Source organism: Nocardia sp. NPDC052112, assembly GCF_040680135.1.
In the GTDB taxonomy this organism is placed as follows: Bacteria; Actinomycetota; Actinomycetes; order Mycobacteriales; family Mycobacteriaceae; genus Nocardia.
The window spans coordinates 31,371-54,978 of record NZ_JBFAWD010000011.1 but is presented as its reverse complement, the minus strand read 5'-3'; the positions used below and the strand labels follow the sequence as shown (position 1 = coordinate 54,978).

26 protein-coding genes and 1 riboswitch are annotated in these 23,608 nt (G+C 65.2%); of the genes, 14 read left to right on the top strand and 12 right to left on the bottom strand.

The annotated features are described in order from the left end of the window. Nucleotides 1-103: 103 nt before the first annotated feature. Genes AB0L58_RS22035 through mnhG form a run of 6 tightly spaced genes read left to right on the top strand, consistent with a single transcriptional unit; the run spans nucleotide 104 to nucleotide 6,134 of the window. Nucleotides 104-2,995 (top strand): Na+/H+ antiporter subunit A, encoded by a 2,892-nt coding sequence (locus tag AB0L58_RS22035; protein WP_364389321.1) that lies wholly within the window; start codon nucleotides 104-106, stop codon nucleotides 2,993-2,995. Further along, complete coding sequence (locus AB0L58_RS22030) at nucleotides 2,992-3,375, top strand: Na(+)/H(+) antiporter subunit C (protein WP_364389320.1); 384 nt, start codon at nucleotides 2,992-2,994, stop codon at nucleotides 3,373-3,375. Before AB0L58_RS22035 ends, AB0L58_RS22030 begins: the two co-directional genes overlap by 4 nt. Continuing rightward, nucleotides 3,372-4,976, top strand: a complete 1,605-nt coding sequence (locus AB0L58_RS22025) for a Na+/H+ antiporter subunit D (protein WP_364389319.1) — start codon at nucleotides 3,372-3,374, stop codon at nucleotides 4,974-4,976. Before AB0L58_RS22030 ends, AB0L58_RS22025 begins: the two co-directional genes overlap by 4 nt. After that, entirely contained in the window at nucleotides 4,973-5,548 is a 576-nt protein-coding gene (locus AB0L58_RS22020) for a Na+/H+ antiporter subunit E (RefSeq protein ID WP_364389318.1), read from the top strand. The genes AB0L58_RS22025 and AB0L58_RS22020 overlap by 4 nt, the downstream gene beginning before the upstream one ends. Beyond that, nucleotides 5,545-5,805: a monovalent cation/H+ antiporter complex subunit F gene (locus AB0L58_RS22015; protein ID WP_364389317.1), complete on the top strand. Its 261-nt coding sequence runs from the start codon at nucleotides 5,545-5,547 to the stop codon at nucleotides 5,803-5,805. Before AB0L58_RS22020 ends, AB0L58_RS22015 begins: the two co-directional genes overlap by 4 nt. Beyond that, nucleotides 5,802-6,134, top strand: coding sequence for a monovalent cation/H(+) antiporter subunit G (gene mnhG / locus AB0L58_RS22010; protein ID WP_364389316.1), 333 nt, complete (start codon nucleotides 5,802-5,804; stop codon nucleotides 6,132-6,134). Before AB0L58_RS22015 ends, mnhG begins: the two co-directional genes overlap by 4 nt. Before the next feature lie 45 nt (nucleotides 6,135-6,179). On the opposite strand, the gene AB0L58_RS22005 is transcribed toward mnhG, so the two are convergent. The 5 genes from AB0L58_RS22005 to AB0L58_RS21985 form a co-directional block, all read right to left on the bottom strand. Next, nucleotides 6,180-7,481, bottom strand: coding sequence for a DUF5933 domain-containing protein (locus AB0L58_RS22005; protein ID WP_364389605.1), 1,302 nt, complete (start codon nucleotides 7,479-7,481; stop codon nucleotides 6,180-6,182). 164 nt (nucleotides 7,482-7,645) lie between these two features. After that, nucleotides 7,646-8,791 (bottom strand): glutamate--cysteine ligase, encoded by a 1,146-nt coding sequence (locus AB0L58_RS22000; RefSeq protein ID WP_364389315.1) that lies wholly within the window; start codon nucleotides 8,789-8,791, stop codon nucleotides 7,646-7,648. A 13-nt stretch (nucleotides 8,792-8,804) separates the two neighbouring features. Then, nucleotides 8,805-9,491: a superoxide dismutase family protein gene (locus AB0L58_RS21995; RefSeq protein WP_364389314.1), complete on the bottom strand. Its 687-nt coding sequence runs from the start codon at nucleotides 9,489-9,491 to the stop codon at nucleotides 8,805-8,807. A 130-nt stretch (nucleotides 9,492-9,621) separates the two neighbouring features. After that, a complete protein-coding gene (locus AB0L58_RS21990) occupies nucleotides 9,622-10,179 on the bottom strand; it encodes a LytR C-terminal domain-containing protein (protein ID WP_364389313.1) in 558 nt (185 codons plus the stop codon). A gap of 67 nt (nucleotides 10,180-10,246) precedes the next feature. Next, nucleotides 10,247-10,594 (bottom strand): DUF3263 domain-containing protein, encoded by a 348-nt coding sequence (locus AB0L58_RS21985; protein WP_364389312.1) that lies wholly within the window; start codon nucleotides 10,592-10,594, stop codon nucleotides 10,247-10,249. A 196-nt stretch (nucleotides 10,595-10,790) separates the two neighbouring features. Here AB0L58_RS21985 and AB0L58_RS21980 point away from each other — a divergent pair, with 196 nt between their 5' ends. The 3 genes from AB0L58_RS21980 to AB0L58_RS21970 are packed head-to-tail and all read left to right on the top strand — an operon-like array spanning nucleotide 10,791 to nucleotide 13,242. Then, nucleotides 10,791-11,381 carry a peptide deformylase gene (locus AB0L58_RS21980; RefSeq protein WP_364389311.1) on the top strand — a complete coding sequence of 197 codons (591 nt, stop codon included), beginning with the start codon at nucleotides 10,791-10,793 and terminating at the stop codon, nucleotides 11,379-11,381. Further along, the gene (locus AB0L58_RS21975) at nucleotides 11,374-12,372 is read left to right on the top strand and encodes a GNAT family N-acetyltransferase (RefSeq protein ID WP_364389309.1); all 999 of its coding nucleotides are present in this window, start codon (nucleotides 11,374-11,376) and stop codon (nucleotides 12,370-12,372) included. The genes AB0L58_RS21980 and AB0L58_RS21975 overlap by 8 nt, the downstream gene beginning before the upstream one ends. 54 nt (nucleotides 12,373-12,426) lie before the next feature. Continuing rightward, complete coding sequence (locus AB0L58_RS21970) at nucleotides 12,427-13,242, top strand: exodeoxyribonuclease III (protein WP_364389308.1); 816 nt, start codon at nucleotides 12,427-12,429, stop codon at nucleotides 13,240-13,242. A 12-nt stretch (nucleotides 13,243-13,254) separates the two neighbouring features. Here AB0L58_RS21970 and AB0L58_RS21965 read toward each other — a convergent pair whose 3' ends face one another. Beyond that, the gene (locus tag AB0L58_RS21965) at nucleotides 13,255-13,458 is read right to left on the bottom strand and encodes a hypothetical protein (protein WP_364389306.1); all 204 of its coding nucleotides are present in this window, start codon (nucleotides 13,456-13,458) and stop codon (nucleotides 13,255-13,257) included. A 176-nt stretch (nucleotides 13,459-13,634) separates the two neighbouring features. Continuing rightward, complete coding sequence (locus AB0L58_RS21960) at nucleotides 13,635-15,557, bottom strand: acyl-CoA dehydrogenase (RefSeq protein ID WP_364389305.1); 1,923 nt, start codon at nucleotides 15,555-15,557, stop codon at nucleotides 13,635-13,637. 139 nt (nucleotides 15,558-15,696) lie between these two features. Between AB0L58_RS21960 and AB0L58_RS21955 the strand changes: the two genes are divergently transcribed. The 3 genes from AB0L58_RS21955 to fahA all read left to right on the top strand — a co-directional run bounded on the left by AB0L58_RS21955 (nucleotide 15,697) and on the right by fahA (nucleotide 18,898). Beyond that, nucleotides 15,697-16,323: a TetR/AcrR family transcriptional regulator gene (locus AB0L58_RS21955; protein WP_364389304.1), complete on the top strand. Its 627-nt coding sequence runs from the start codon at nucleotides 15,697-15,699 to the stop codon at nucleotides 16,321-16,323. Nucleotides 16,324-16,460: 137 nt separating this feature from the next. Continuing rightward, complete coding sequence (locus AB0L58_RS21950; RefSeq protein WP_364389303.1) at nucleotides 16,461-17,717, top strand: homogentisate 1,2-dioxygenase domain-containing protein; 1,257 nt, start codon at nucleotides 16,461-16,463, stop codon at nucleotides 17,715-17,717. Beyond that, nucleotides 17,714-18,898 carry a fumarylacetoacetase gene (gene fahA / locus AB0L58_RS21945; RefSeq protein WP_364389302.1) on the top strand — a complete coding sequence of 395 codons (1,185 nt, stop codon included), beginning with the start codon at nucleotides 17,714-17,716 and terminating at the stop codon, nucleotides 18,896-18,898. The genes AB0L58_RS21950 and fahA overlap by 4 nt, the downstream gene beginning before the upstream one ends. A gap of 293 nt (nucleotides 18,899-19,191) precedes the next feature. Here the strand turns inward: fahA and thiC are convergent, their stop codons facing one another. Beyond that, nucleotides 19,192-20,817, bottom strand: a complete 1,626-nt coding sequence (thiC, locus tag AB0L58_RS21940) for a phosphomethylpyrimidine synthase ThiC (RefSeq protein WP_364389301.1) — start codon at nucleotides 20,815-20,817, stop codon at nucleotides 19,192-19,194. Next, nucleotides 20,809-20,935: riboswitch (TPP riboswitch) on the bottom strand. It overlaps the preceding gene by 9 nt. Nucleotides 20,936-21,043: 108 nt before the next feature. Here thiC and AB0L58_RS21935 point away from each other — a divergent pair. Next, nucleotides 21,044-21,238, top strand: a complete 195-nt coding sequence (locus tag AB0L58_RS21935; protein ID WP_364389300.1) for a hypothetical protein — start codon at nucleotides 21,044-21,046, stop codon at nucleotides 21,236-21,238. Here the strand turns inward: AB0L58_RS21935 and AB0L58_RS21930 are convergent. Together AB0L58_RS21930 and AB0L58_RS21925 are read right to left on the bottom strand one after the other, a co-directional pair. After that, nucleotides 21,231-21,713, bottom strand: coding sequence for a VOC family protein (locus AB0L58_RS21930; protein ID WP_364389299.1), 483 nt, complete (start codon nucleotides 21,711-21,713; stop codon nucleotides 21,231-21,233). The genes AB0L58_RS21935 and AB0L58_RS21930 overlap by 8 nt on opposite strands. A gap of 67 nt (nucleotides 21,714-21,780) precedes the next feature. After that, nucleotides 21,781-22,188: a hypothetical protein gene (locus AB0L58_RS21925; RefSeq protein WP_364389297.1), complete on the bottom strand. Its 408-nt coding sequence runs from the start codon at nucleotides 22,186-22,188 to the stop codon at nucleotides 21,781-21,783. A 58-nt stretch (nucleotides 22,189-22,246) separates the two neighbouring features. Between AB0L58_RS21925 and AB0L58_RS21920 the strand changes: the two genes are divergently transcribed. Next, entirely contained in the window at nucleotides 22,247-22,708 is a 462-nt protein-coding gene (locus AB0L58_RS21920; RefSeq protein ID WP_364389296.1) for a MarR family transcriptional regulator, read from the top strand. Between the two features lie 27 nt (nucleotides 22,709-22,735). Here the strand turns inward: AB0L58_RS21920 and AB0L58_RS21915 are convergent, their stop codons facing one another. Next, nucleotides 22,736-23,275: a YceI family protein gene (locus AB0L58_RS21915; protein WP_364389294.1), complete on the bottom strand. Its 540-nt coding sequence runs from the start codon at nucleotides 23,273-23,275 to the stop codon at nucleotides 22,736-22,738. 2 nt (nucleotides 23,276-23,277) lie between these two features. Beyond that, nucleotides 23,278-23,607 carry a hypothetical protein gene (locus AB0L58_RS21910; RefSeq protein WP_364389293.1) on the bottom strand — a complete coding sequence of 110 codons (330 nt, stop codon included), beginning with the start codon at nucleotides 23,605-23,607 and terminating at the stop codon, nucleotides 23,278-23,280. Nucleotide 23,608 lies beyond the last annotated feature (1 nt).

Below are 23,608 nucleotides of genomic sequence, written 5' to 3'. Positions count from 1 at the left end.
GCGTGGAGATGGCATACGCCATACTCGCTCGGCCGACGAAAGCCCCAGGCTCCAAGTAAGATCATTCGCATCACCCCGCCGCAACTACCCGACGGAGTGCAGTTTGCTCGGAATCCTGCTCGCGCTCGTGCTGGCCGCACTGGCGGCACCGTTGTGCGTGCGGGCGTTGGGGCGCAACGGTTTCTACGTCCTCGCGCTCGTGCCGTTCGGCTGTCTCGGCTGGGTGATCGCGAATTGGGGTAGGACACAACGGGTTCGGGTCGGTTGGGCGCCGAGCATCGAAATGAATATCGAACTGCGCTTCGACTCACTCGCCGCCATCATGTCCGCGCTGGTACTCGGCATCGGCGCGGTGATTCTCGCTTATTGCGCGCGGTATTTCGAGGACGACGAACCGCGGCTGCCGGTGTTCGCGGCCCAGTTGGTCGCCTTCGCCGGGGCCATGTTCGGCCTGGTCACCAGCGATAACATGTTGCTGCTGTTCGTCTTCTGGGAAATGACGACGGTGCTGTCGTTCCTGCTGGTCGGCCACAATGCCGAGCAGGCGGTGAGCCGGCGTGCGGCCATCCAGGCGCTCCTGGTGACCGGGGCGGGTGGCCTGGCCATGCTGGTCGGGATTGTCATCCTCGGTCAGGTGCGCGGCAGTTATCTGCTCTCGGATCTGCTCGCCGGGCCGCCATCCGGGGTCGCGGTCGATGTCGCGGTGGTGCTGTTGCTGGTCGGGGCGTTGAGCAAATCGGCGATCGTGCCGCTGCACTTCTGGCTGCCGGGTGCGATGGCGGCACCGACACCGGTGAGCGCATATCTGCACGCGGCGGCCATGGTGAAGGCGGGCGTTTATCTGGTGGCGCGGTTGGCGCCGGTATTCGCCGAAAGCCCGGCCTGGCATCCGCTGATCCTTACGCTCGGCGTGGCCTCGATGGTGCTCGCGGGGTTGCGGTCGTTGCAGGTGACGGATCTGAAGCTGGTGCTCGCCTTCGGGACGGTGAGCCAGTTGGGCTTTCTGATTCTGCTGGTCGGACTGGGTACGCCGGATGCGGCGCTGGCCGGTGCGACCTTGATCGTGGCGCATGCGCTGTTCAAGGCGTGTTTGTTCATGGTGGTCGGGATCATCGACCACGGTGCCGGTACGCGGGATCTGCGGGAACTGTCGGGGCTGGGGCGGCGCGCGCCGGTGCTGTGCGGGGTTGCGGTGCTGGCGGCGCTCAGCATGGCCGGAATTCCACCGTTGCTCGGGTTCGTGGGCAAGGAAAGTGCGTTGGCCGCGGTATTGGATGCGGATGTCCTCGCCGAACCGGCCAAGGCCGCGTTGGCCGCCGGTGTGGCGCTCGGATCCGTACTGACCGTCGGCTACAGCATTCGGTTCATCTGGGGAGCCTTCGCGGACCGCGAGGTGCCATCCTGGACCGAGTCCGATAGCGCGGATTCACACTCTGCCGGGAACATACCCCCAGCGGAGCCCGGTTATCCGCAACCGCGTCACTGGCATGCACCGGGAGCGCTGTTCACGGCTGGGCCCGCCTTACTCGCGGTGGGGAGCCTGGTAGCGGGTCTCGAAGCACCGTGGCTGGACGAACTGTTGAGCCCGTACGCGGAAACCCTTCCCGGCGTTCTCGATTCGCATCTGTCACGCTGGCACGGATTCAATGCCCCACTGGCGCTCACGATCCTGATCATCTGCGCGGGCATCATGGTCTTCCAGCTGCGTGGTCGCATCGGCGAATCCGCCACCATGCTCGGCAATGCCGACCGCGCCTACGATGCCACCCTGCGCGCCATGGACCGGCTGTCGCTGCGGATGACCGGTGCGGTGCAGCGCGGTTCGCTGCCGCTGAGCCAGGCTGCGATTCTGGTGACACTGATCCTGCTGCCGACGATTCTGCTCGCGGTCGGCACCCGCACCGGAGTTCGCCTGCGCCTGTGGGATTCGCCGTTCCAGGTGGCCATCGGCGCGATCATGGCCGTCCTGGCACTGGCCGCGACGGTGCTGCGCAACCGGTTGGCCAGTGTGCTCGTGGTCGGGGTCACCGGTTACGGCTGCGGTGTGATCTTCGCGCTGCACGGCGCGCCCGATCTGGCGCTGACCCAATTCCTGGTCGAGACACTGACTTTGGTGATTTTCGTGCTGGTGCTGCGGGCCTTCCCCGCCGACATCGACGAAAGCCGGACGGCGGCATTCAAAGCTCGGCGTGCGATCCTGTCCGCACTGGTCGGCGCGACCGTCGCGGTGTTGGCCGCCTTCGCCGTCGCCGCCCGCTCCACCGAACCCATCTGGCGCCTGATTCCCGATGCCGCATACACATTCGGCGGCGGCAAGAACGCCGTCAATGTGCTGCTGGTCGACATCCGAGCCTGGGATACCCTCGGCGAGATCTCGGTCCTCGTCGTTGCCGCGACCGGTGTGGCATCACTGGTGTTCCGCAGTCGACGATTCGGCAGCGCCCCGCGCGCGGCGGATGCGCCGAACTACGATCCGGACCTGGTCAGCTGGTTACCCGCGGGGCGACTGGTGGATCGGCGCGACCGATCGATGGTCCTGCAGGTCACCACCCGGCTGGTCTTCCCGACCATCATGGTGCTGTCGGTGTACTTCTTCTGCTCCGGCCACAATGCGCCGGGCGGCGGTTTCGCGGGCGGGCTGACCGCCGGACTCGCACTGACGCTGCGCTATCTCGCGGGCGGCCGCTACGAACTCGGCGAGGCACTGCCCGTAGATGCGGGGCATCTGCTCGGCGGCGGTCTCGCGCTGGCCGCCGGAACCGCGAGCACCTCACTGCTGCTCGGCGCCCCGCCGCTGTCGTCGGCGATCGTGGAAGTGACGCTGCCGGTGCTCGGGCACGTCGAGGTGGTCACCGCGATGTTCTTCGATCTCGGTGTCTATCTCATCGTGGTCGGCCTGGTCCTGGATGTGCTGCGCAGCCTCGGTGCGCGCCTGGACAGTGAACTGGCCACAGCCGAGGACGAATCCCCCTCGGTGCGCGGAGGTTTCCAGTGACCGCGAATCTGACCCTGCTGATCCTGATCGGGATTCTCGTCGCGTGCGGTGTCTATCTGATCCTCGAACGCGCGGTGTCGAAGATGCTGCTCGGCATGATCCTGTTCGGCAATGCGGTGAATCTGCTGATCCTCACCGTCGGCGGACGCAACGGTCGGCCACCCATTCGGGGCGCGGCCGGGCATCAGGGCGAAGAGATGGCCGATCCGCTGGCTCAGGCCATGGTACTCACCGCGATCGTGATCACTATGGGCCTGGCGGCCTTCGTGCTGGCCCTCGCCTATCGGTCCTACATCCTCACCACCACCGACACCGTGCAGAACGATCCGGAGGACGCCGAGGTCGCCGCCCGGCGCCAGGGAGAGGATCCGGAGCATTGAGTCCGCTGCCCACCCTCGCACCGCTACCGGTCCTGGTGCCCCTGCTCGGGGCGGCGGGCACGCTGGCGTTCGGGCGGCGACCGCGCATCCAGAGCTTCGTCATGCTGTTCACGCTGTCGGTCGTGGTGGTCGTCTGCGCAACGCTGCTGTATCTGGTCGATCGCGACGGGACCACCGCACTACAGGTCGGCGGCTGGAGTACGCCGATCGGCATCACGCTGGTGGTCGATCGACTTTCCGCGGCCATGCTGCTCGTCTCCGCGATCGTGCTGTTCGCGGTCTCGGTCTACGGTGCGGGCCAGAACATCCGTGACGGTGACGAGCGCCAGCCGACCTCGATCTATCGACCGACGTATCTCGTACTCACCGCCGGTGTTTCGGCCGCCTTCCTGGCCGGTGACCTGTTCAACCTGTTCGTGGGCTTCGAAATCCTGCTCGCCGCATCGTTTGTGCTGCTCACCGTCGGCGCCACCGCGGACCGGATCCGCGCAGGCATCGCGTACGTGATGGTCTCGATGGTGTCTTCGCTCATCTTCCTGACCGGCATCGCACTGGCCTACGCGGCCACCGGAACACTGAACCTGGCCCAATTGGCGGTGCGAATGGGCCAGGTGCCCAACGGTATTCGGATGGCCGTCTACGCGGTGCTGCTGGTGGCATTCGGTATCAAGGCGGCCGTCTTCCCGCTGTCGAACTGGCTGCCCGACTCCTACCCCACCGCACCCGCACCGGTGACCGCGGTTTTCGCGGGCCTGCTGACGAAAGTCGGTGTGTACGCGATCATCCGGACGCACTCCCTGCTGTTCCCGGACGGCCGATTCGACGATGTGCTGCTGGTCTGTGGCCTGCTCACCATGTTGGTCGGCATCTTCGGCGCGATCGCGCAGAGCGATATCCGACGCCTGCTGTCGTTCACCCTGGTGAGCCATATCGGCTACATGGTGTTCGGCATCGGACTCTCCAGCGCCGCCGGACTTTCCGGCGCGGTGTTCTACGTCGCGCACCACATTCTGGTGCAGACGGCACTGTTCCTGGTGGTCGGACTGATCGAGCGACAGGCGGGCTCGGTATCACTGCGACGACTGGGGGGCTTGGCGGCGGCCAGTCCATTGCTGGCGATCCTTTTCCTGGTGCCCGCCTTGAATCTCGGTGGGATACCGCCGTTCTCGGGATTCATCGGCAAGGTCGCATTGCTGCAGGCGGGCGCGGCCGATGGCAGTGTGCTGGCATGGGTGTTGGTCGCGGGGTCGGTGGTGACCAGCCTGCTGACGTTGTATGCCGTTGCGCGGGTGTGGAGCAAGGCGTTCTGGCGGCCGCGCATCGAGGCACCGGAGGGACATCTCACCGCGGCGAAACCCCCGACTCTGGTCGAGGAGTCGACCGATGTGCTGTATGACGAACGCACCGACCCGGGACGCATGCCGCTGCTGATGGTGGCATCGACGGCGGCGCTGGTGGCGGTCGGTCTGTGCCTGACCGTATTCGCCGGTCCGATCCTGCGTATCGCGGACCGCGCCGCCGACGATCTGAGCGATCCGGTGGTGTATGTCGTTGCGGTACTCGGCAATCCGTCTGCCGCAGCGAAGGGCGCCGTCCGATGAGGACCGTTCGTCGGCTTGTCCCGAATCGCTCGACAATCGTGCGCATCGGCGTGCTGTTGTGGCTCACCGCCGTTTGGGTGACGCTCTGGGGCGATCTCAGTGTGGGCAACCTGCTGGCCGGACTCGCGGTGGCTGCGTCGATCATGTTGACCTTGCCGCTGCCCCGCGTCCCGGTATCCGGGCGGCTGCATCCGCTGTCGCTGGTCGAATTGATCATCGTCAGTTCGTATTACGCACTGGAATCCAGTCTGCAGATCGCCTGGTTCGCCATCCGTCCGGCACCGCCGCCGGTCTCCGGTGTACTGCGGGTGCATCTGAGTATGCGATCGGATCTGGTGCTGGTGTTGTGCGCCGACTTGCTCAATCTGATTCCCGGCACCATGGTGCTGGAGATCGACCGGCAGCGTTGCGTCTTCTATGTACACGTCCTGGACGTGGGCAGTGAGAAGGCTGTCGACAAGTTCTTCCGGACCACCCGACGGCTGGAACGGCTGCTCATCTCATCATTCGAGCGCCCGACCGAATGGCGTTCGGACCGAACAACTCCGGAGGAGAAAGAGGTGCAGCCGTGACTGTTGTCGCGATTGTGGCGGGCATCATGCTGATGGCGGCTGCCGTCATCGTCAGCTACCGCATCCTGGTCGGACCGAACACCCTCGACCGCGTTGTCGGCATCGACTCGCTGATGGCCATCGCCGCCTCCGGCCTGGCGGTCTGGGCCGCTTACAGTGACGACACCACGGTCATTCCCGCGATCGTCGCGCTGGCACTGGTCGGCTTCCTCGGCTCCGCCGCGGTCTCCCGCTTCCGCGTCCGGGACGACGTATGAATCTGTGGCATGTGGCCGCCGCGACCCTCATCCTGAGCGGCGCAACGCTCGCGCTGACCGCATCGATCGCCATCGTGCGCTTTCCGGACACCCTCACACGCATGCACGCCGCCACCAAACCCCAGGTGGTCGGCCTGATCCTGGTGCTGGAGGGGGTGGCGCTCCAATTGCGCGGCCACGGCAATATCTGGCTGCTGGTGCTGGTCGGGCTGTTCACCCTGCTCACCGCGCCGGTAATCGCGCATCTGATCGGCCGGACGGCCTATCGGGAGCAGCGCTACCGCGACGGGCTTTTGCGCGTCAACGAGTTGCGGGACGACACGTTGTGAGCTCCTGACCAGCTGCCGGGACCACCACAGGAATGGGCGCAACGACTATCGAGCCGCACCCACCGGCCTCTGGTCCGCCGCGACTTCGGGCGTCGCGGCAAACCACGTCGCATGGAATGCCGCGGCCATCGCGGCCAGCAGCGCGAGCACGACCGTCCCGGCCAGCACCGGGTATTCGGCCATCGAAACCGCGAGATACCGGAATGAAAGCAGCAGCGTGCCGAGGATTGCCGCACCGAAAAGCACAAGGCGCACCCGGAACCAGCCCCAGCCGCGCTCGGGATCACGCAGCGCGGACTCGATGGTCAAGCAGAGCACCGCACCGGCGACCAGATCGACACCGTAGTGGTAGCCGAAGCCGAGCGTCGCCGTCAGCGTGGCAGCCAACCAGAACGCGCCGAGGCAGCGCAGCCACAGCGGAGCGCGCGAACCATCGCCGTCCCGGCGAGTATGCAGAAAGACCGACAGCGCCCAGGCCGTATGCATGGACGGCATGCAGTTGCGCGGCGTAAACGAATCGAATGGCAGCGGTACCGGATTGCGATCGATCGGCGGGATGGCACCGGGCCAGAAGTTGCCGACCTGCAGGCCGTGGCCGTCCGCACCGAAGGCGAACATCGGGCCGACCACCGGGAAGATCACATAGATGACCGGACCGATCAGTCCGAGCACCAGGAAGGTACGCACCAGATAGTGCGTCGGCCATACGCCGGTCGACACCACCCGGCGCAACTGCCACACCGCGACGACGATCGCCGCCACCGGCAGTTCGATATAGACCCAGTGCAGCACCGCGTAGACGGCCGGTCCCAGCGCATCCACCACGCGGCCCAGCACCCAGGACGGATCGCCGAGCGCGTGATCGGCCAGGGCCACATAGACGTCGTAGACCTGTGGCCGACTGACGACCGTAATGTGCAGCCACACATCACCGACCTTGGTGGCCAGCACCAGCAGCGCGCCCAATGCGGCGGCATGCAGCGCATTGCGACGCTCCGCCCCGCTCCAGCGGAATCCGGCGACCAGCGCCAGACCGGTGAGCACGAGTGTCGGCCCATTGCCGATGGCGAACGACTCGCCGTTCAGCAGTCGAATACCCGCCCACACCAGGTCGATACCCGCCGCGATGGCTACCGCGATTATTCTGCGGCGCTTGGCGATTCCCACCAAAGCGAGCACGAGTCCGGCCCACGGCACCGACATGGACTTCGGAGTGCCGACGTAGTCGTGCCACAGACTGCCGAGCGGCCCCTCGAAATCGTGCCCGATCGAACCCACCTGTAGCGCGATGAGCAGTACCGGCACCGCCGCGATCGCGGCCACCGTCCAGATCCGCGAGCGCGGCACGCGCACCTGCTCGGCGACGCGACCGCTGGCCTTTTCGAGCGACCTGCGAGCATTCGCTACGGGATGTCCCGGATCTTCGACAAGCACGTCGACCATAGTAAACGGCGGATGAACGCCATCCCCCTGACCAGCTGAACGTCAGCCATCTGTTCGGCCAGGAAGATCTACTGGTCCAACTCCTTGACCAGGGCATCGACCACCGCGACCAGATCACCCTGGGTGCTCGCGGCCACTTTGCGCTGCCGCTGATAGGAGGCCCCACGCTGTGGGATCTCCGCCACCATGGCGAGTTCGTCCGCACAGCCGAGCCGCTTGGCGGTCGGCTCCAACCGCTGCAGCAGATCCATCAGATCATCGGTGACCAACCGCTCATTGCTGTCGTCGTCCACGATGACGATCGCGTCGAGACCATAGCGGGCCGCGCGCCACTTGTTCTCCTGAACATGCCACGGCGGGATGGTCGGCAGCGTCTCGCCATTGTCGAGGCGCTGATCGAGATCGACGATCAGACAGTGGATGAGCGCGGCCATGGCCGACAGCTCCGCGCGGGTCGAGATCCCATCGCAGACCCGCACCTCGATGGTGCCCCATTTCGGCGCGGGCCGGATATCCCAGTGCATGCCGCCGAGCTGCTCGAAGACACCGGTCTTCATCTGGTCGTGTACGAAATACTCGAACTGAGACCAGTTTTCGAATTGGAACGGCAGACCGGCGGTGGGCAGCTGCTGGAACATCAACGTCCGGTTGCTGGCGTAACCGGTATCGGCACCCGCCCACATCGGCGAGGACGCGGACAGCGACAGCAGATGCGGATACGACAGCAGCAGCGAGTTGAGGATCGGAAAAACCTTCTCGGCGTGCGAAACTCCGACATGCACATGGACGCCCCAGATCATCATCTGGCGGCCCCACCACTGGGTGCGATCGATCAGTTCGTCGTAATGCGCTGAGCGCGTGAGCTGTTGGGCCGACCACTGGGCGAACGGATGGGTGCCCGCGCAGAACAGGTCGACGCCGAGCGGATCGGCGGCCCGCCGCACGGTATCCATGGTGCCGCGCAGATCGTCGACGGCCTCGCCGACATTGTTGTGCACACCGGTGACAAGTTCGACCGTATTGCGCAGCAATTCCTTGGTGACCTGCGGAGTGCCATCGTAGGCGTGCAGGTCACCGAGCGAATCGAATACGGCCGCAGCGGTATTCGACAGATCGCGGGTCACCTTGTCGACGAGCGCGATCTCCCATTCGATACCGATGGTAGGCCGGGGCGACCCGGGAAAGGGAACCCGCGCGATTGCTGTCCCGGCCATATCGGTGACCTTGCTACTGGATTACACCGCAAGCGACGCGGCCGCCAGCATCGCCCGTCGCCAGAGTGGTGTCGTCCGGGCCGGCAACGCCGTCGGCGCGGACATAACGGTTGGGGATATTGCCGAAGTTATCGGCGTCGGCGTGGATCATCAGGGCCTTGCCCTTGATGTCGTCCAACGTCACCGCATCGGTGGTGGTGACCAGCTTGGCCGAACCATCGGAACGGACCTCGAGTGAGGTCAGATCGCCGCTGGCCGGATGGGCATTGGCGCTGCCGACCTGCAGGTGGCCACCGGCCGACAGGAAGTCACCCGCGGGTCCGCCGGTGGGCGCGACCGAATTGGGCTCGCATTTGCCGAACTGATGGATGTGCAGACCGTGGAAGCCGGGGCGCAGGCCGTGCGCCTCGATGCTGACCTGCAGGTGATTGCCGTCCTTGGTGATGTTCGCGACGGCGACCGAGGCACCTGCCGGATCCTTGAGGTCGACCTTGACCCCGGCATTGGCATTCGGGGCGCCGGTCTCGGGGCCGGATTCGCCGGCCGGTGGGGCGGACGCACCGGTCCACACGGGCGGCGTAGTTCCCTGGACGTCGCTCGACTCCTGACTGTTCGAGCAGGCGGCCAGCCCGAAGACCGCGACAGCGAGCACCGGGGTCACAGTCCGCCAGGACGGGCGACGAGTTGTGTTCGGGGCCATCGGAGGAACTCCTTTACGAGTACCGAGTTTACGAGTAAAGCTGGGTGGACACGTTCGTTACCGGACAAGATGATGCCACGCCCGCCGTGTCGCACCCGTGACCGGGCCGTGTCGCGAGCCCCCGTACTGGTCAGTTGCCCGTGACAACTACCGTCACACCCGAACCGGACCCGCCGGAGCGCAGCTCGGCGGTCACGCCCAGTTCGTCGGCTATGGCCAGTGCGGCTTCTTTCTCACCAGGGTTATTGCCGTAGAACACAGTCGTATTCACGATATTCGGGCCGGGATAGTTGCCGACCTCGGCAACCGTCCAGCCATCGGCGGTGAGCTCGCTCGCGGTGCGCGCGGCCAGCCCGACAACGGTGCTGTTGTTCAGAACATGGACCGGCACAGCGCGATTCGCCGTGGTCGTACTCGGCGTCGTCGTGGTCGACGACTTCGTGGTGGCCGATGCCGAACTGGTCGGTGCCGCACTCGTGGTCTGCACCGGCGAGTTGGTCGTCGCGACCGCCGTTGTGGCGGCGGCCCGACTCGTTGTGCTCGAGGAATCACCCGCCCCCGAGGTATCGGAATCCGAACTCGATAACGACATCGCACCGAGCCCGGCAAAAACGATGGCCAGCGCGATCAACACCATCGCCAGCGCGCGCAACGGCGGCCCGCCGGAGGTGGGATTCGGGTTGCTCACGTTCAAAACCCTAGCCGCAAACCCGGCCGCATGGTCGTTGCACCGGCTCCGCTATCGCGGCGGCGCGTCATACCTGGAAGCCGAGCCTCCGAGCGGCTCGCGCCTTCTGCCTGCTCGCCCGCAGTCGGCGCAGCCGTTTCACCAGCATGGGATCGGCGGCCAATGCCTCCGACCGATCCACCATCGCATTGAGTACCTGGTAGTACCTGGTCGGCGACATGCCGAACAGTTCACGAATGGCCTCTTCTTTGGCCCCGGCGTATTTCCACCATTGCCGTTCGAAGGCCAGGATGTCGTGTTCGCGACGACTGAGACCATCACCGTCACCATCGACCTGCTCGACTGCCGTGACATCTTCGCTCGCAGAAGGGCCGTCTTGGGTCGCGGAAAGATTCCGAGCCGCTGCGCCGTCCATCTTGCTCCCTCGCCGAGTAGCCACCAGACGAAAATGATGCTTGTACGTCGCGGATCATTCAACCATGGGCCGCGGGATTGCCCCAGCACCGTCGCGGCGTGTTCGCTACCGGCCGGTAGCGAGTCGCGGCCACCGGCGATGGGTGGCCGATCGCGGCGGCTGCGCCCCGTGCGAGCCCATCGGCAATAATTGCCCCATGGCAATCCTCCCCATCGTGATCGTCGGTGACCCGGTTCTGCACAATCCGACCGAGCAGGTCACCCAGACGCCGGAGGAACTGGCCGAGCTGATCGCGGACATGTACGAGACGCTCGATGCCGCCAACGGCGTCGGACTGGCCGCGAACCAGGTCGGCGTGCCGCTGCGGCTGTTCGTCTACGACTGCCCGGATATCGATGCGAAGGGTTCGGCCGTGCGGCGCAAGGGCGCGGTGATCAATCCGGTGCTGGAGACCTCGGAGATTCCGGAGACCATGCCGGATCCCGATGACAATGACGAGGGCTGCCTATCGGTACCCGGTGAGCAGTTCCCCACCGGGCGCGCCGAATGGGCCCGCGTCACCGGAACCGATGAGCACGGCGAGCCGGTGGATATCGAGGGCAAGGGTTTCTTCGCCCGCATGCTCCAGCACGAGGTCGGACATCTCGACGGCTTCCTCTATGTGGATGTGCTGATCGGGCGCAATGCCCGCGCGGCCAAGAAGGCGATCAAGCGAAACGGTTGGGGCACACCGGGACTCAGCTGGATTCCGGGGACGGTGCCCGATCCGTTCGGACACGATGACTGATCCTGCGGCACCACCGGGCGATTCGACATTGCCCGATATCCCATTGGGTCGGCGGGTGGTGCTGCGGTACCGATTGCCAGCGGGCTATCCACAACCACTCACAGATGTGATCGGCGAACTGGTTTCGCTGGATCCGCCCACCGTGCGGGCCGCGGACGGACAGATCGTCGCGGTCGCGGTGGATCGTGTCGTCGCCATGAAAGCATTGGGGCCGAGGCCGATTCGCACCAGAGAGATCCGCGCGCTGGAGGCCGCGGCGGCATACGGCTGGCCCGGTACCGAACAGGGTTGGATCGATGGCTGGCTGTTGCGAGCCGGCAGCGGTTACACCAACCGAGCCAATTCCGCTGTGCCACTCGGCAGCTCGGAGGGCCCGGCGGCATTGGGCGCGGAAACACTGCAGCGGATCGGCGAGTGGTATACCGCGCACGGCCTGCCGGTGCAGCTGGCGCTGCCGGATCGGCTCGCGGCACTGCCGCCGGGTTGGCGGAGTCGGCGGGAAACCCAGATGTTGGCGATCGATATCGATAATTTCGTACTGCCGCAGGGGCCACGGATGGTGCGCATCGCGCCCGCCCCCGATGACGCCTGGTTGTCGATGCACCGCTACAGCGGTGAAGATCCCGCGACACAGCCGGTTTCGACGCCACCCGTGGTGGAGGTGCTGACGGCCGTACACGACGGCGAAGTCGGCTTCGCCTCGCTCGGATTGCCGCAGCCCATCGCGATCGGCCGCGGCGCACTCACCACCGCACCGGACGGCCGCCGCTGGATCGGCTTGACATGCGTCGCGGTGGCGGCCGAACACCGCCGGCACGGACTGGGTTCGCTGATCTGCGCGGAGCTGATCCGCTGGGGTGCGGACCGTGCGGCCACCCACGCATATCTCCAGGTCGAGGCCGAGAACACCGGGGCCATCGCGATGTATCACGAGCTGGGCTTCCTCGACCACCACACCTACCGGTATGCCACGCCGGATGGCTCTCGCTGAACCAACAGCCCTGTGGTACCACAGACTTATAGCCCATTGTGAAGGAAGGCATCCGTGCGTCTCGCGACCTGGAACGTCAATTCGATCCGCTCCCGCCTCGACCGGGTCGCGGACTTCCTCGACCGCCAGGACATCGATGTGCTCGCGATGCAGGAAACCAAATGTCGCGATGACCAGTTCCCGTTCGAGCGCTTCGACGAACTCGGCTATGAGGTCGCCCACGTCGGGTTGAACCAGTGGAACGGTGTCGCCATCGCCTCACGCATCGGCCTCGACGATGTGGCGGCCGCCTTCCCGAATCAGCCCGGCTTCGACAAGGACGCGGGCGAATCGCTGATCAGCACCCCGATCGTGGAATCGCGCGCACTCGGTGCGACCTGCGGCGGAGTCCGGGTCTGGAGCCTGTACGTCCCCAATGGCCGCACCCTGCAGGACCCGCACTACGCCTACAAACTGGAATGGCTCGCCGCCCTGCGCGCCAACGGCGCCCAGTGGCTCGCCGCCGAACCGGAGGCGCAGATCGCACTGGTCGGCGACTGGAATATCGCGCCCACCGACGACGATGTCTGGTCCGTCGAATTCTTCGCCGACAAAACCCATACCTCCCAACCGGAACGCGACGCCTTCGACGCCATAGTCGAAACCGGCTTCGCCGATGTCATGCGCCCGTACGCCCCCGGCCCCGGCGTCTACACCTACTGGGACTACACCCAGCTGCGCTTCCCCCGAAAAGAAGGTATGCGCATCGATTTCGTCCTCGCCTCCCCCGCGCTCGCCGCCCGCACCAAGGACGCGATGGTCGACCGCGAGGAGCGAAAAGGCAAGGGCCCCAGCGACCACGCGCCCGTGATCGCCGAATTCACCGACTAGCGGTCAGACCACTCAGCGCACCCAGGCCGGCAATGGCTCGGTATCCAACTTGACATCGACCGGCTTCATGCAGCCGTGGTCGCCGTCCGGCACCGCCTTGACCACCAGTTTTCCGTCGATGAACTCGAGCCGCACACCTTCAGCGATATGGTCCGCCGTCCGGGCGAGTTCTTCGAACTGCTCGGTCGTCATGAGTGACTCGGCCACGGCGGTCATGTCCTAACGATATGGGAGCGCTGGCAATCGACGGGGATCATGCGCGAGACAAACTCAGGATATCGCCGTCCAGACGGCGAGTCGCCTTCACTATCTGGTCTCGCGCTTGTCTCAGCCCGCAGCGCGAAGTGCGGACGTCACAGACGCGCACCTCATGCCGCGCCATGAACACCGTCTCAGGGGTTCATCTCGTAGCGACCGGCATGCGCGCGTGCCTGTGCGAGTACCCGATCGAAACGCGAACGCGAGGCGATCGGGCGTCGGATGAGGTCGAGCGCGCGGGTCTGTTGGGATTTGGTCGCGGTGGGCTTGGTGTGGAGGGTCAGTGCGTTCTTGGAGAATTCGCGGACGAAGACGTCGAAGATCTGGTCCAGCACATCTATTGTGGTGCCCTCGATTTCGGCTTGCTCCAGGATCAGCTGGGCATAGGGCACCGCGGTGAACAGTTCTCCCAAGGCGAAGAGGAAGTCCACGTCGCGCTGCTGTGCCGCGGTCGGCGCGGCGGCGGCGAGCAGGGTTTGGAATGCGCGGGCCTGTTCCAGGAAGAGGGCGACATTCGGTATGTGCGCGAACTTTCCGAAGACCGGACGCCAGTCGCGGAAGCGGATTCGGCCGAGGCCGCTGCTCGGCCCCTGTCGGAACAGGAATTCGTCATCGGCCGGGTCGCGGCGCGTGGGCACGGGATCGTAACTGGCACCGGCGAATTCGGCGCGCAGCTCGGGTACCGCCGCACCGGCGTGCCGGGTGAGCTTGCGGCTCGACCAGCTCAGCGCACCGGAAACCGCCCGCACCGCACCCTTCGGCGCGATACCCGCGCCGGGAAGGTAACGCAGCGCCGCCAATCCGGCATCCGCGGGATGGAACATGTAGTTGGCCATGAATTTCAGCGACAGTGCCATATTCACATGGACCGTGCCTTCGAGCCGCGGCAGTCCGAAGAGCCCCAGCATCGCCATCGGGAAGTACATATCGTTTTCGAAACCGCGGGCCGCGATGACATCCGCGAGATCCTCGATGATCCGCTGTCCCTGCCGAGTCACGGTCATTTTCTCGATCGCGTTGAACAGCAGATAGCGGCGGTCGTCCGGGGATGCGCAGCGCAGGTAGTCGATGGCGCGTTCGCTGTAGAGTTTCATGCCGAGCAGCCGGGCGTATGAATCGGTCAGCAGCGATTGCACCTGCGGGAATTCGGTTACCCGGTGCCCGAACAGGATTCGGTTCTCGGCATGGGTGATCGCCTCGTAAAAGGCGTGTTCACAGGCGCCGACCGCACCGAAGCCGAGATTGAATTTGCCGACGTTCACCGTATTCATCGCGGCGTGGAAGGCCTGTTCGCCGCGATGCAGGACATCCTCCTCGGCGACCGGATACTGCTCCAAATCGAAGGCCGCCACATACATCTGGCTGTCGACGACATTGCGGCGCAACTTGTAGTTCCGGTGTTTGCTATCGGCGACGAAGAACAGATACCCCTCGTAATCCTCCTGCGTCGGCTTGCTTTCCAGTGCCTTCGCACTGTCGATGATCGGTTTGTCGGCCCGGCGACCGAAGACCGACACCATGCCCGCCAGATTGCCGTTGCCGATGTAGTGCTTACTGCCGGAAGCTGTATAGCCGCCACCATGCGCGGGCGTGAGGACCATATCGGTGGAATACACGTCCGCGCCGTGCTCCTTCTCGGAGAGTCCGAAGGCGAAGATTTCACCGGAATCCAGCAGCGCGGCGGCCTTTTGCTTGGCGGCCTTGTTCTCGCTCTGCCAGATCGGGCCTAGTCCGAGAATGGTGACCTGCCAGACGTACCAGTAGGACATGCCGTAGAAGCCGAGGATCTGGCTCATCATCGCGATCCGGCCGGTGTCCCAGCGCTTGTTCGGATCGCCGTTGGCCTCGGCCGCCGGGGTGAGGAAGGTGGCGAATATCCGCTCCCGCTTCACGAAATCGAGGAAGTCGGCATACCAGATCCGCTCCCGATCGTCGTGTTTCAGCGCCGCCCTACCCCTGGTCTCGAACCACTCCACGGTGGCGCGCAGGAGTCTGCGGGTCTCCGCGTCGAACTCGGCGAACTCGCAGGTCTTCGGGTTGAACAGGGTATCGGTCATGGCTGTCTCCTCATTGATCCGAACGGGAACCGGCGACTTCATTCGCGAATGTAGCATTATTGTTCATAAACGTAGGAATTTGATCTTCAGGCCCGGTACCAGGGCTGATCCAGCGAACAACGCTGATATCTTGGTGCCCATGGGTAGCGAGACGGCCGTGCCGCCACGGCAGCGGGCACAGCATTTGGGCCCGGAGCGTCGCCGCCCCCAGGTGCTCGACACCGCGCTCGCGATCGCCGTCGAGCACGGTGTCGCGGCAGTCACCATGGCCGCGATCGCCGAGCGGATGAACGTGACCCGGCCCGTGGTGTACGCCTGCTTCCCGGATCGCGTCGAATTGATCGAGGCGCTCATCCAACGTGAGGAGAGCTTCCTGGTCGGCGGAGTGCTCGAGGTGCTGCCGCCCCGGGCTGTCGACGCGGGCGAGACCGTATTCGTCGATGGCTTCCGCGCACTGCTGGAGAAGGCGGCCGAGCGGCCGGATGCGTGGCGCCTGCTGTATGCCAACCCCGATCCGGCCGTTGCGAATTCGTTCGGGCACGGACGCAGGCTCGCCATCGAACGCTGCACGACACTGCTGCGACCGACGCTGCGCGCATGGGGCACCGAGGACGCCGAGCGCAAATTGCCGGCGCTGGTCGAACTGTGGGTGTCCGCGGGTGAGGGTGCGGTACGCACGCTGTTGTCGGGCGAGGGCGGTTGGGATCCGCAGAGCCTCGGGGCCTTCGTCGGGGCGGCCGTGTACCGCGCATTGCGTCACGCCTGACAATTGTTCAGCACTTCGCCCCATCGCTAGGCGAAATGCCGCAGAAGTCGGCAGCGAACCGACAAAATGTGCACCCTACCGGCGCCTGCGGCACTACGATGGAAGGCAAATCCAGCGGTCCAGCCGGAGGTGCGGTCATGGCGTTCTATCGGCAGGTGGGAGCGGTGCCGCCGAAGCGGCACACGCAGCATCGAGACGACCGGGGACGGCTCTATTACGAAGAGCTGATGGGCGAGGAGGGCTTCTCCGGCGATTCCTCGCTGCTGTATCACCGTGGCCTGCCGCCCGCCATCGTCGATTCGACGGTATGGGAGCTACCGGACCAGACCCTCACCCCGAACCATCCACTGCGCCATCGACATCTGCGGCTACATGGACTGTTTCCCGGTGACAGCCCGGCGGGTACCGATCCCGTCACCGGACGTCGGCTGCTGCTCGGCAATGCGGATGTGCGGATCTCCTATGTGGTCGCCAAGGGTGCCTCGCCGCTGTACCGCAATGCGATAGGCGACGAGCTGGTGTACGTGGAATCCGGTGCGGCCGTTGTCGAAACGGTCTTCGGCACCATCCCGGCCCGCCAAGGCGACCAGGTTTTGATCCCGCGCGCGACCACGCACCGCTGGCTGCCCAGCGGCCCGGAACCGCTGCGCGCATATGTGATCGAAGCATCCAGCCACATCACCCCGCCGAAGCGCTATCTGTCGAAATTCGGTCAGCTGCTGGAACATTCGCCGTACTGCGAGCGGGATCTGCATGGGCCGGGGGAAACGTTGATCGCCACCGGAACCGATATCGAAGTGCTGGTCAAGCATCGCCCGAGCGGCCAGGTGGTCGGCACGCGGATGATCTACGCGACGCATCCGTTCGATGTGATCGGCTGGGACGGCTGTCTGTATCCGCTCACCTTCAATATCGCCGATTTCGAACCGCTTACCGGCCGGGTGCACCAGCCGCCACCCGCCCATCAGGCATTCGAGGGGATCAATTTCGTGGTATGCAATTTCGTACCGCGCAAGGTCGACTATCACCCGCTGTCGATTCCGGTGCCGTACTACCACTCCAATGTCGACAGCGACGAGATCATGTTCTACTGCGGCGGAAATTACGAGGCGCGTAGGGGTTCCGGTATCGGACCGGGTTCGGTATCGGTCCATCCCGGCGGTTATGCGCACGGTCCGCAGCCGGGCGCCTATGAGCGCAGTATCGGCATCGATTTCTTCGACGAACTCGCGGTCATGGTCGACACCTTCCGACCGCTCGAACTCGGCGAAGGCGCGCTGGCCTGCGAGGATCCCGGATATGCGTGGACCTGGTCCGGTCGCGGACCGCAGTCCGACGGGCATCGGCAACCGGATCAGCGACCGCATGCGAACCTGCGCCGTGGACCCGCATGAAAACCCGCATCGAGGTTCCCGACAACACCCTCTTCGGTCCGGACAATCTGCCCTACGGTGTCTTCGCGCCGGAGGGCGCGAGCTTCCGAGTCGGCGCGAGAATCGGCGAGCAGGTCATCGATCTCGCCGCTGCACTGGAGGATCCGGTATTCGCCGAGCCGAGTCTCAATGCCTTCATGGCGGCGGGGCCACGTCGGTGGCATGCGGTGCGCAGCAGGCTCCGTGAGCTGATAGATGACGAAATCCCCACGGAGGCAGTGCATCTACTGCACGACGTACGGATGAAGCTGCCGGTGGATATCGGTGACTACGTCGATTTCTACGCCAGCATCGACCACGCGACGAACCTCGGCAGGCTGTTCCGTCCCGATGCCGAACCACTCCTACCCAATTGGCGGCATCTGCCGGTCGGATATCACGGACGGGCCGGCACCGTCGTCGTCTCCGGTACCGATATCGTGCGACCACGTGGCCAGCGCCGAACCCCCACCGGCACACCGGATTTCGGCCCGTCGCAACGCCTCGATATCGAGGCCGAGCTCGGATTCGTGGTCGGGGTCGGTTCCGAACTCGGTATGCCCATCGATATCGATCAGTTCGCCGATCACGTCTTCGGCGTTGCGCTGGTGAACGATTGGTCCGCGCGCGATATCCAGGCCTGGGAGTACCAGCCGCTCGGGCCGTTCCTCGGCAAGTCGTTCGCGACCTCGCTCTCGGCCTGGATAACGCCGCTGGCCGCCTTGGAGACCGCGCGCAGACAGCTGCCGAAACAAGAACCCAAGCCGCTGCCCTACCTGCGAGGCAGCCAGCCATGGGGCCTCGATATCGATGTGGCCGTGCATTGGAACGGCCAAACCGTCTCGCATCCGCCGTATTCCCGGATGTACTGGTCACCGGCGCAGATGCTGGCGCATCTCACCGTGAACGGCGCCGCCACGCGCACCGGCGATCTCTACGCCTCCGGCACCATCTCCGGATCGGAGTCGGACCAGCGCGGTTCGTTCATCGAATTGTCCTGGGGCGGGGCGGAACCTGTCCTGGTGAACGGTCTGCACCGGACCTTTCTCGAGGACGGTGACGAGGTGGTCATCACGGCATCGGCACCGGGTTCGAAGAAGCGGCGCATCGGCCTCGGTGAGGTCCGTGGACGCGTCTGGCATGCGTTACGTGATCGCGCCTGAGCGGCGCACTCACTGCGTGGCGGCTCGAACACCAGCATCGACCGCGGCGATGAAGCGCAGCGGATCCTCGGTGAGCGGATCGACCACATCGGGAACGCCAGCGTGGTCATGATGGTGCAGCCAGTCCTTCGCCGCCCTCGGTTTTCCGATCGCCCGCGCGAATGTCGGACAGGCAACCACTCGGCATCAATTTTGGCGAATCCGCTCCTGAGCGGCGGATTCTTCGTGTACCTTCCTGAATGAAGCCCCGGACCACCCCTTGGTCCGGGGCTATCGCCATTTCAGCGGACTGCTTATGATACGACCGGCAGGTACACCTGTGCGCCGTGGTCGGCGAATTCCGCGGACTTCTCGGCCATTCCGGCTTCGATCGCCTCGGTCTCCGAAAGCCCCTGGCGCGCGGCGTATTCCCGCACATCGGCGGAGATGCGCATGGAGCAGAACTTCGGTCCGCACATGGAGCAGAAGTGCGCGGTTTTGGCGGGCTCGGCGGGCAGGGTTTCGTCGTGGTACTCGCGGGCGGTGTCCGGATCGAGGGACAGGGCGAACTGATCGCGCCAGCGGAATTCGAACCGGGCCTTGGACAATTCGTTATCGCGGTCCTGGGCGTACGGATGCCCCTTGGCGAGGTCGGCGGCGTGCGCGGCGATCTTGTAGGTGATCACGCCGACCTTGACGTCGTCCCGGTTGGGCAGCCCCAGATGCTCCTTGGGGGTGACATAACACAGCATCGCGGTGCCCGCCTGGGCGATGATGGCCGCGCCGATGGCCGAGGTGATGTGGTCGTAGGCGGGTGCGATATCGGTGGCGAGCGGGCCGAGGGTGTAGAACGGCGCTTCCTCGCACAGTTCCTCTTCCAGCCGCACGTTCTCCACGATCTTGTGCATCGGCACGTGCCCCGGCCCCTCGATCATGACCTGTACGCCATGCGATTTCGCGATCTTGGTCAGCTCACCGAGGGTGCGCAGCTCGGCGAACTGGGCCTCGTCATTGGCATCGGCAATGGAGCCGGGACGCAGGCCGTCGCCGAGGGAGAAGGTCACATCGTATTTCGCCAGGATCTCACAGAGTTCGGCGAAGTTGGTGTACAGGAACGACTCCCGATGATGCGCCAGACACCATGCGGCCATGATGGATCCGCCACGCGAGACGATGCCGGTGACCCGCTTGGCGGTCAGCGGCACGTAACGCAGCAGCACACCGGCGTGCACGGTCATATAGTCCACGCCCTGCTCGCACTGCTCGATTACGGTGTCGCGGTAGATCTCCCAGGTGAGCGCGGTGGGATCACCGTTCACCTGCTCCAGCGCCTGATAGATCGGCACGGTGCCGACCGGGACTGGCGAATTGCGCAGGATCCATTCGCGCGTCTCGTGAATGTTCTTGCCGGTGGACAGATCCATAATGGTGTCCGCACCCCAGCGGGTGGCCCACACCATCTTCTCCACCTCCTCCGCGATCGAGGAGGACACGGCCGAATTGCCGATATTGGCATTGATCTTCACCAGGAACTTCTTGCCGATAACGGTCGGCTCCAGCTCCGGATGCCGGTGGTTGGCCGGGATGACCGCGCGACCCGCGGCGACCTCGTCGCGCACCAGCTCCGGCGAAACGCCCTCGCGTACGGCGATGAAGCGCATCTCGGGGGTGATGAGACCCTGCCGCGCCCAGGCCAGCTGGGTACGCGGACCGTCGACCTCGGGCTTTGCCCAGCCGTCGCGCAACTTCGGTAGACCGGCCTCCAGATCGACGGACGCCTTATCGTCGGTGTACGGGCCCGAGGTGTCGTAGACGTCGAAGTGCTCGCCATTGGTCAGATTGATCCGACGCACCGGAATGCGCAGGTCATCGACCGCCTGGTAGTGCTTGACGCTGCCTTCGATCGGACCGGTGGTCACGGAATCGACAGGTGTGCCCATGAATATCCTCCCTACGCCGGCATTACCCGGTCAGGTTCATACGGTCGACGGCCCTGAACGCCCGAATTGGGCTAGCCGTCCTCTCAGCCCGCTGGTGCGAGCCCCCGTTGGTGTGTGAAATTTTCCCGCCCGACGATACCTTTCCACGTCCGTGCCCCGCCCGGCGATCGGAGGAACATACAGCGAAGCGACCGTCGCCCAACCGGGCGCCGGTACATTCCTCAGGGTGAAATTCACCCTGGAGGTAGATCTGGATGTCCTGCCCGAGGGCGTGGCGGCGCCGGCCGATCTCGCCGATGAGCTCGGCCGCATCCTGCGCTATTGGGGCGGAAATATGAAGCACTACCAGATCACCGAGGGCGACGGCTCCGCCATCTACAACTCCGGATACCGCGAGGTCGGCTCCTGGCAGATCAGCTGACCTTGCCTTCGTAGGCGTCCCGCATGCCCTGCAGGTCGATCTTCTGCATTCCGAGCATCGCCTGCATAGCGCGGTTCGCGGCCGCGCGGTCGGTAGCGGCCAGCAGGGTGTCGGCTTCGACGGGCCAGATCTGCCACGGCACACCGTATTTGTCATTGAGCCAACCGCATTCGATCGGCTGGCCGCCGTCGGCGAGCAGCGCCGTCCAGAGCCGGTCGACCTCGTCTTGGCTGTCGCAATTGACCAGCAGCGACATGGCGTGGGTGTAGTGGTAGTCGCCGCCGCCGTTGATGGCGGTGAACTTCTGTCCGTTGAGTTCGAAATCGACGAGCATGGTGAGCCCGGCTTCGCGTGGCCCCGCCTCGGAGTAGGGCACGACATTGGTGATCTTCGAATCCTCGAACAGCGAACAGTAGAACTCGGCGGCCTCCTCGGCCTGGGTGTCGTACCAGAGGTTCGTGACGATTTTCTGCATGGTGGTCCTCCCGGTCGGTGTACGTGTATCAGTGCCGACGGTGCGCGCGGGCGGAATTCATCGCTGGTCAGTAGGACTGGAGTTCGATCAGGGTGCCCGCCGGGTCGCGCAGGTGCGCGGTGCGCAGATTCGGGCCCCAGTGCGGCCGGTCGGCCGCGGCGGCGGCCAGGGTCGCGCCGTTGCGCAGGCACAGCTCGAGGCCCGCGTCGACATCGGGCACTCGGCAGACGAACATCGCGGCGTCCTGCGCTGGTGCGGCGGTGGCGGGCATATCGGTGGTCCCGACGACTTCGGACATCGCGGTGCGGTCGAAGAGCACCAGTACCGCTTGATCGTCGACATCCCAGTTCGCATAGGGACCGGCCGCGGTGCCTTTGATCAGCTTCGCGCCGATGAGCTCGGGAAGGACGGCGTTGTAGAAGTCGAAGCATTGGGCGAAACCGGTGACGAGCAGTCTCGAGTACAGGGCGTCCACGCCAACTCCTTATTAGTAGGTCCAGACCTATCGTAGGCACCGACCTATAATTTGTCGCATGGATTCCGCGCGTGCCCTGCCACCGAGCCTGCTCGGGCTCGAGATCTACCTGTTGTCGCGGGTGGGCAAGGTCGCGCGCGGCCGGTTCGCCGATCGGCTCGCGGCGCGCGGACTTCGGCTGTGGCATATGGCGGTACTCGCCGCACTCGCCGATTTCGGGCCGCATATGCAGCGCGATCTGGGTATTCGGCTCGATATCCATCCGAGCGATGTGGCGAAGATCGTCGACGAATTGGCCGGTGCCGGTCAGGTCGAACGCACCCGCGATCCGGCCGATCGTCGTCGCATGTCGGTGCGGATCACCAGATCCGGTCGGGCCTTGCTGAGGGCCCTCGAGCAGGAGGCGGGACAAGTACGCGACGAGATCCTCGCTCCGCTGAGTCAGCAGGAGCGAATTATGCTGGCGGACATTATGCTTCGGCTGTTCGGGCACGCTCACCTGGACACCGGCACGGACTGACCCCTCGTCGGTCCGTGCCGGAGATCGTCAATTCGACGTCACTTCCGGGCGCAATAGCACATTCAGCTCTATCGCGATATGCCGTCCGATCATCAATTCCGGCGCCCGGATACCGATTTCCCGCCGGTCCAGCACGGCATGGGCGAGCAGGCGGACGGTGTCGTCGGGACCGAGGACGAATTTGGCTACGGTGCAGACGAGTTCGACCCGCCGCCCGCGCACCCGTGCGGTCCCGGCGACTCGCCATTCACCGGCCATATCGGTGATGTGGTCGGCGGTGAAGGTCATCAGCGGATGCCGGTCCAGATCGAGCAGGCGGCGGGCACGCAGATCCCGATCGCGCCGGGCGTGCGCGGTGTCGATCGCACCTAGATCGACTGTGCCGGTGACGGTTTCGGGCGTACCGCCGCGCCCCGTGGTCAAGCGACCCTCCCGGATCGGCGCCCGGCCGTAGACGGTGCGGCCGAAATTGGCGACGGTGAATTCGGCGCGACTGTGCGCCGGGTCGACCACCCAATGTCGTTGGCCACGTTGCAGCTGTGGTTCGACGAGCAGTGTCCACGACATGGCTAGCCCCGATCCGCATAGCTGTCGGCGGAGCCGCGATGCGCGATCACCGGGTAGGTCTCCACCCGGTCGGGGCCGGGCAGCAGTGCCATATCCTCGCCGGGCAGCAGTTCGGTGGCCAGGATCGCGCGCTGCGCGTCGAGCAGCACGCCCTCGGATTCGGCGATCGCGATGATTATCCCGGACCCGTCGTGGCGGCGCAGTTCATAGGTGGTGAGCAGTCCGGGGATACCGGCGAGCGCCGGCTCGATCCGGTGCCGGGACGCGAAGTCCGCCGCGACCAATTGGTCGCTGCTGCGTGGTCCGTCGAAATAGACGAGTTGTGCGTACATC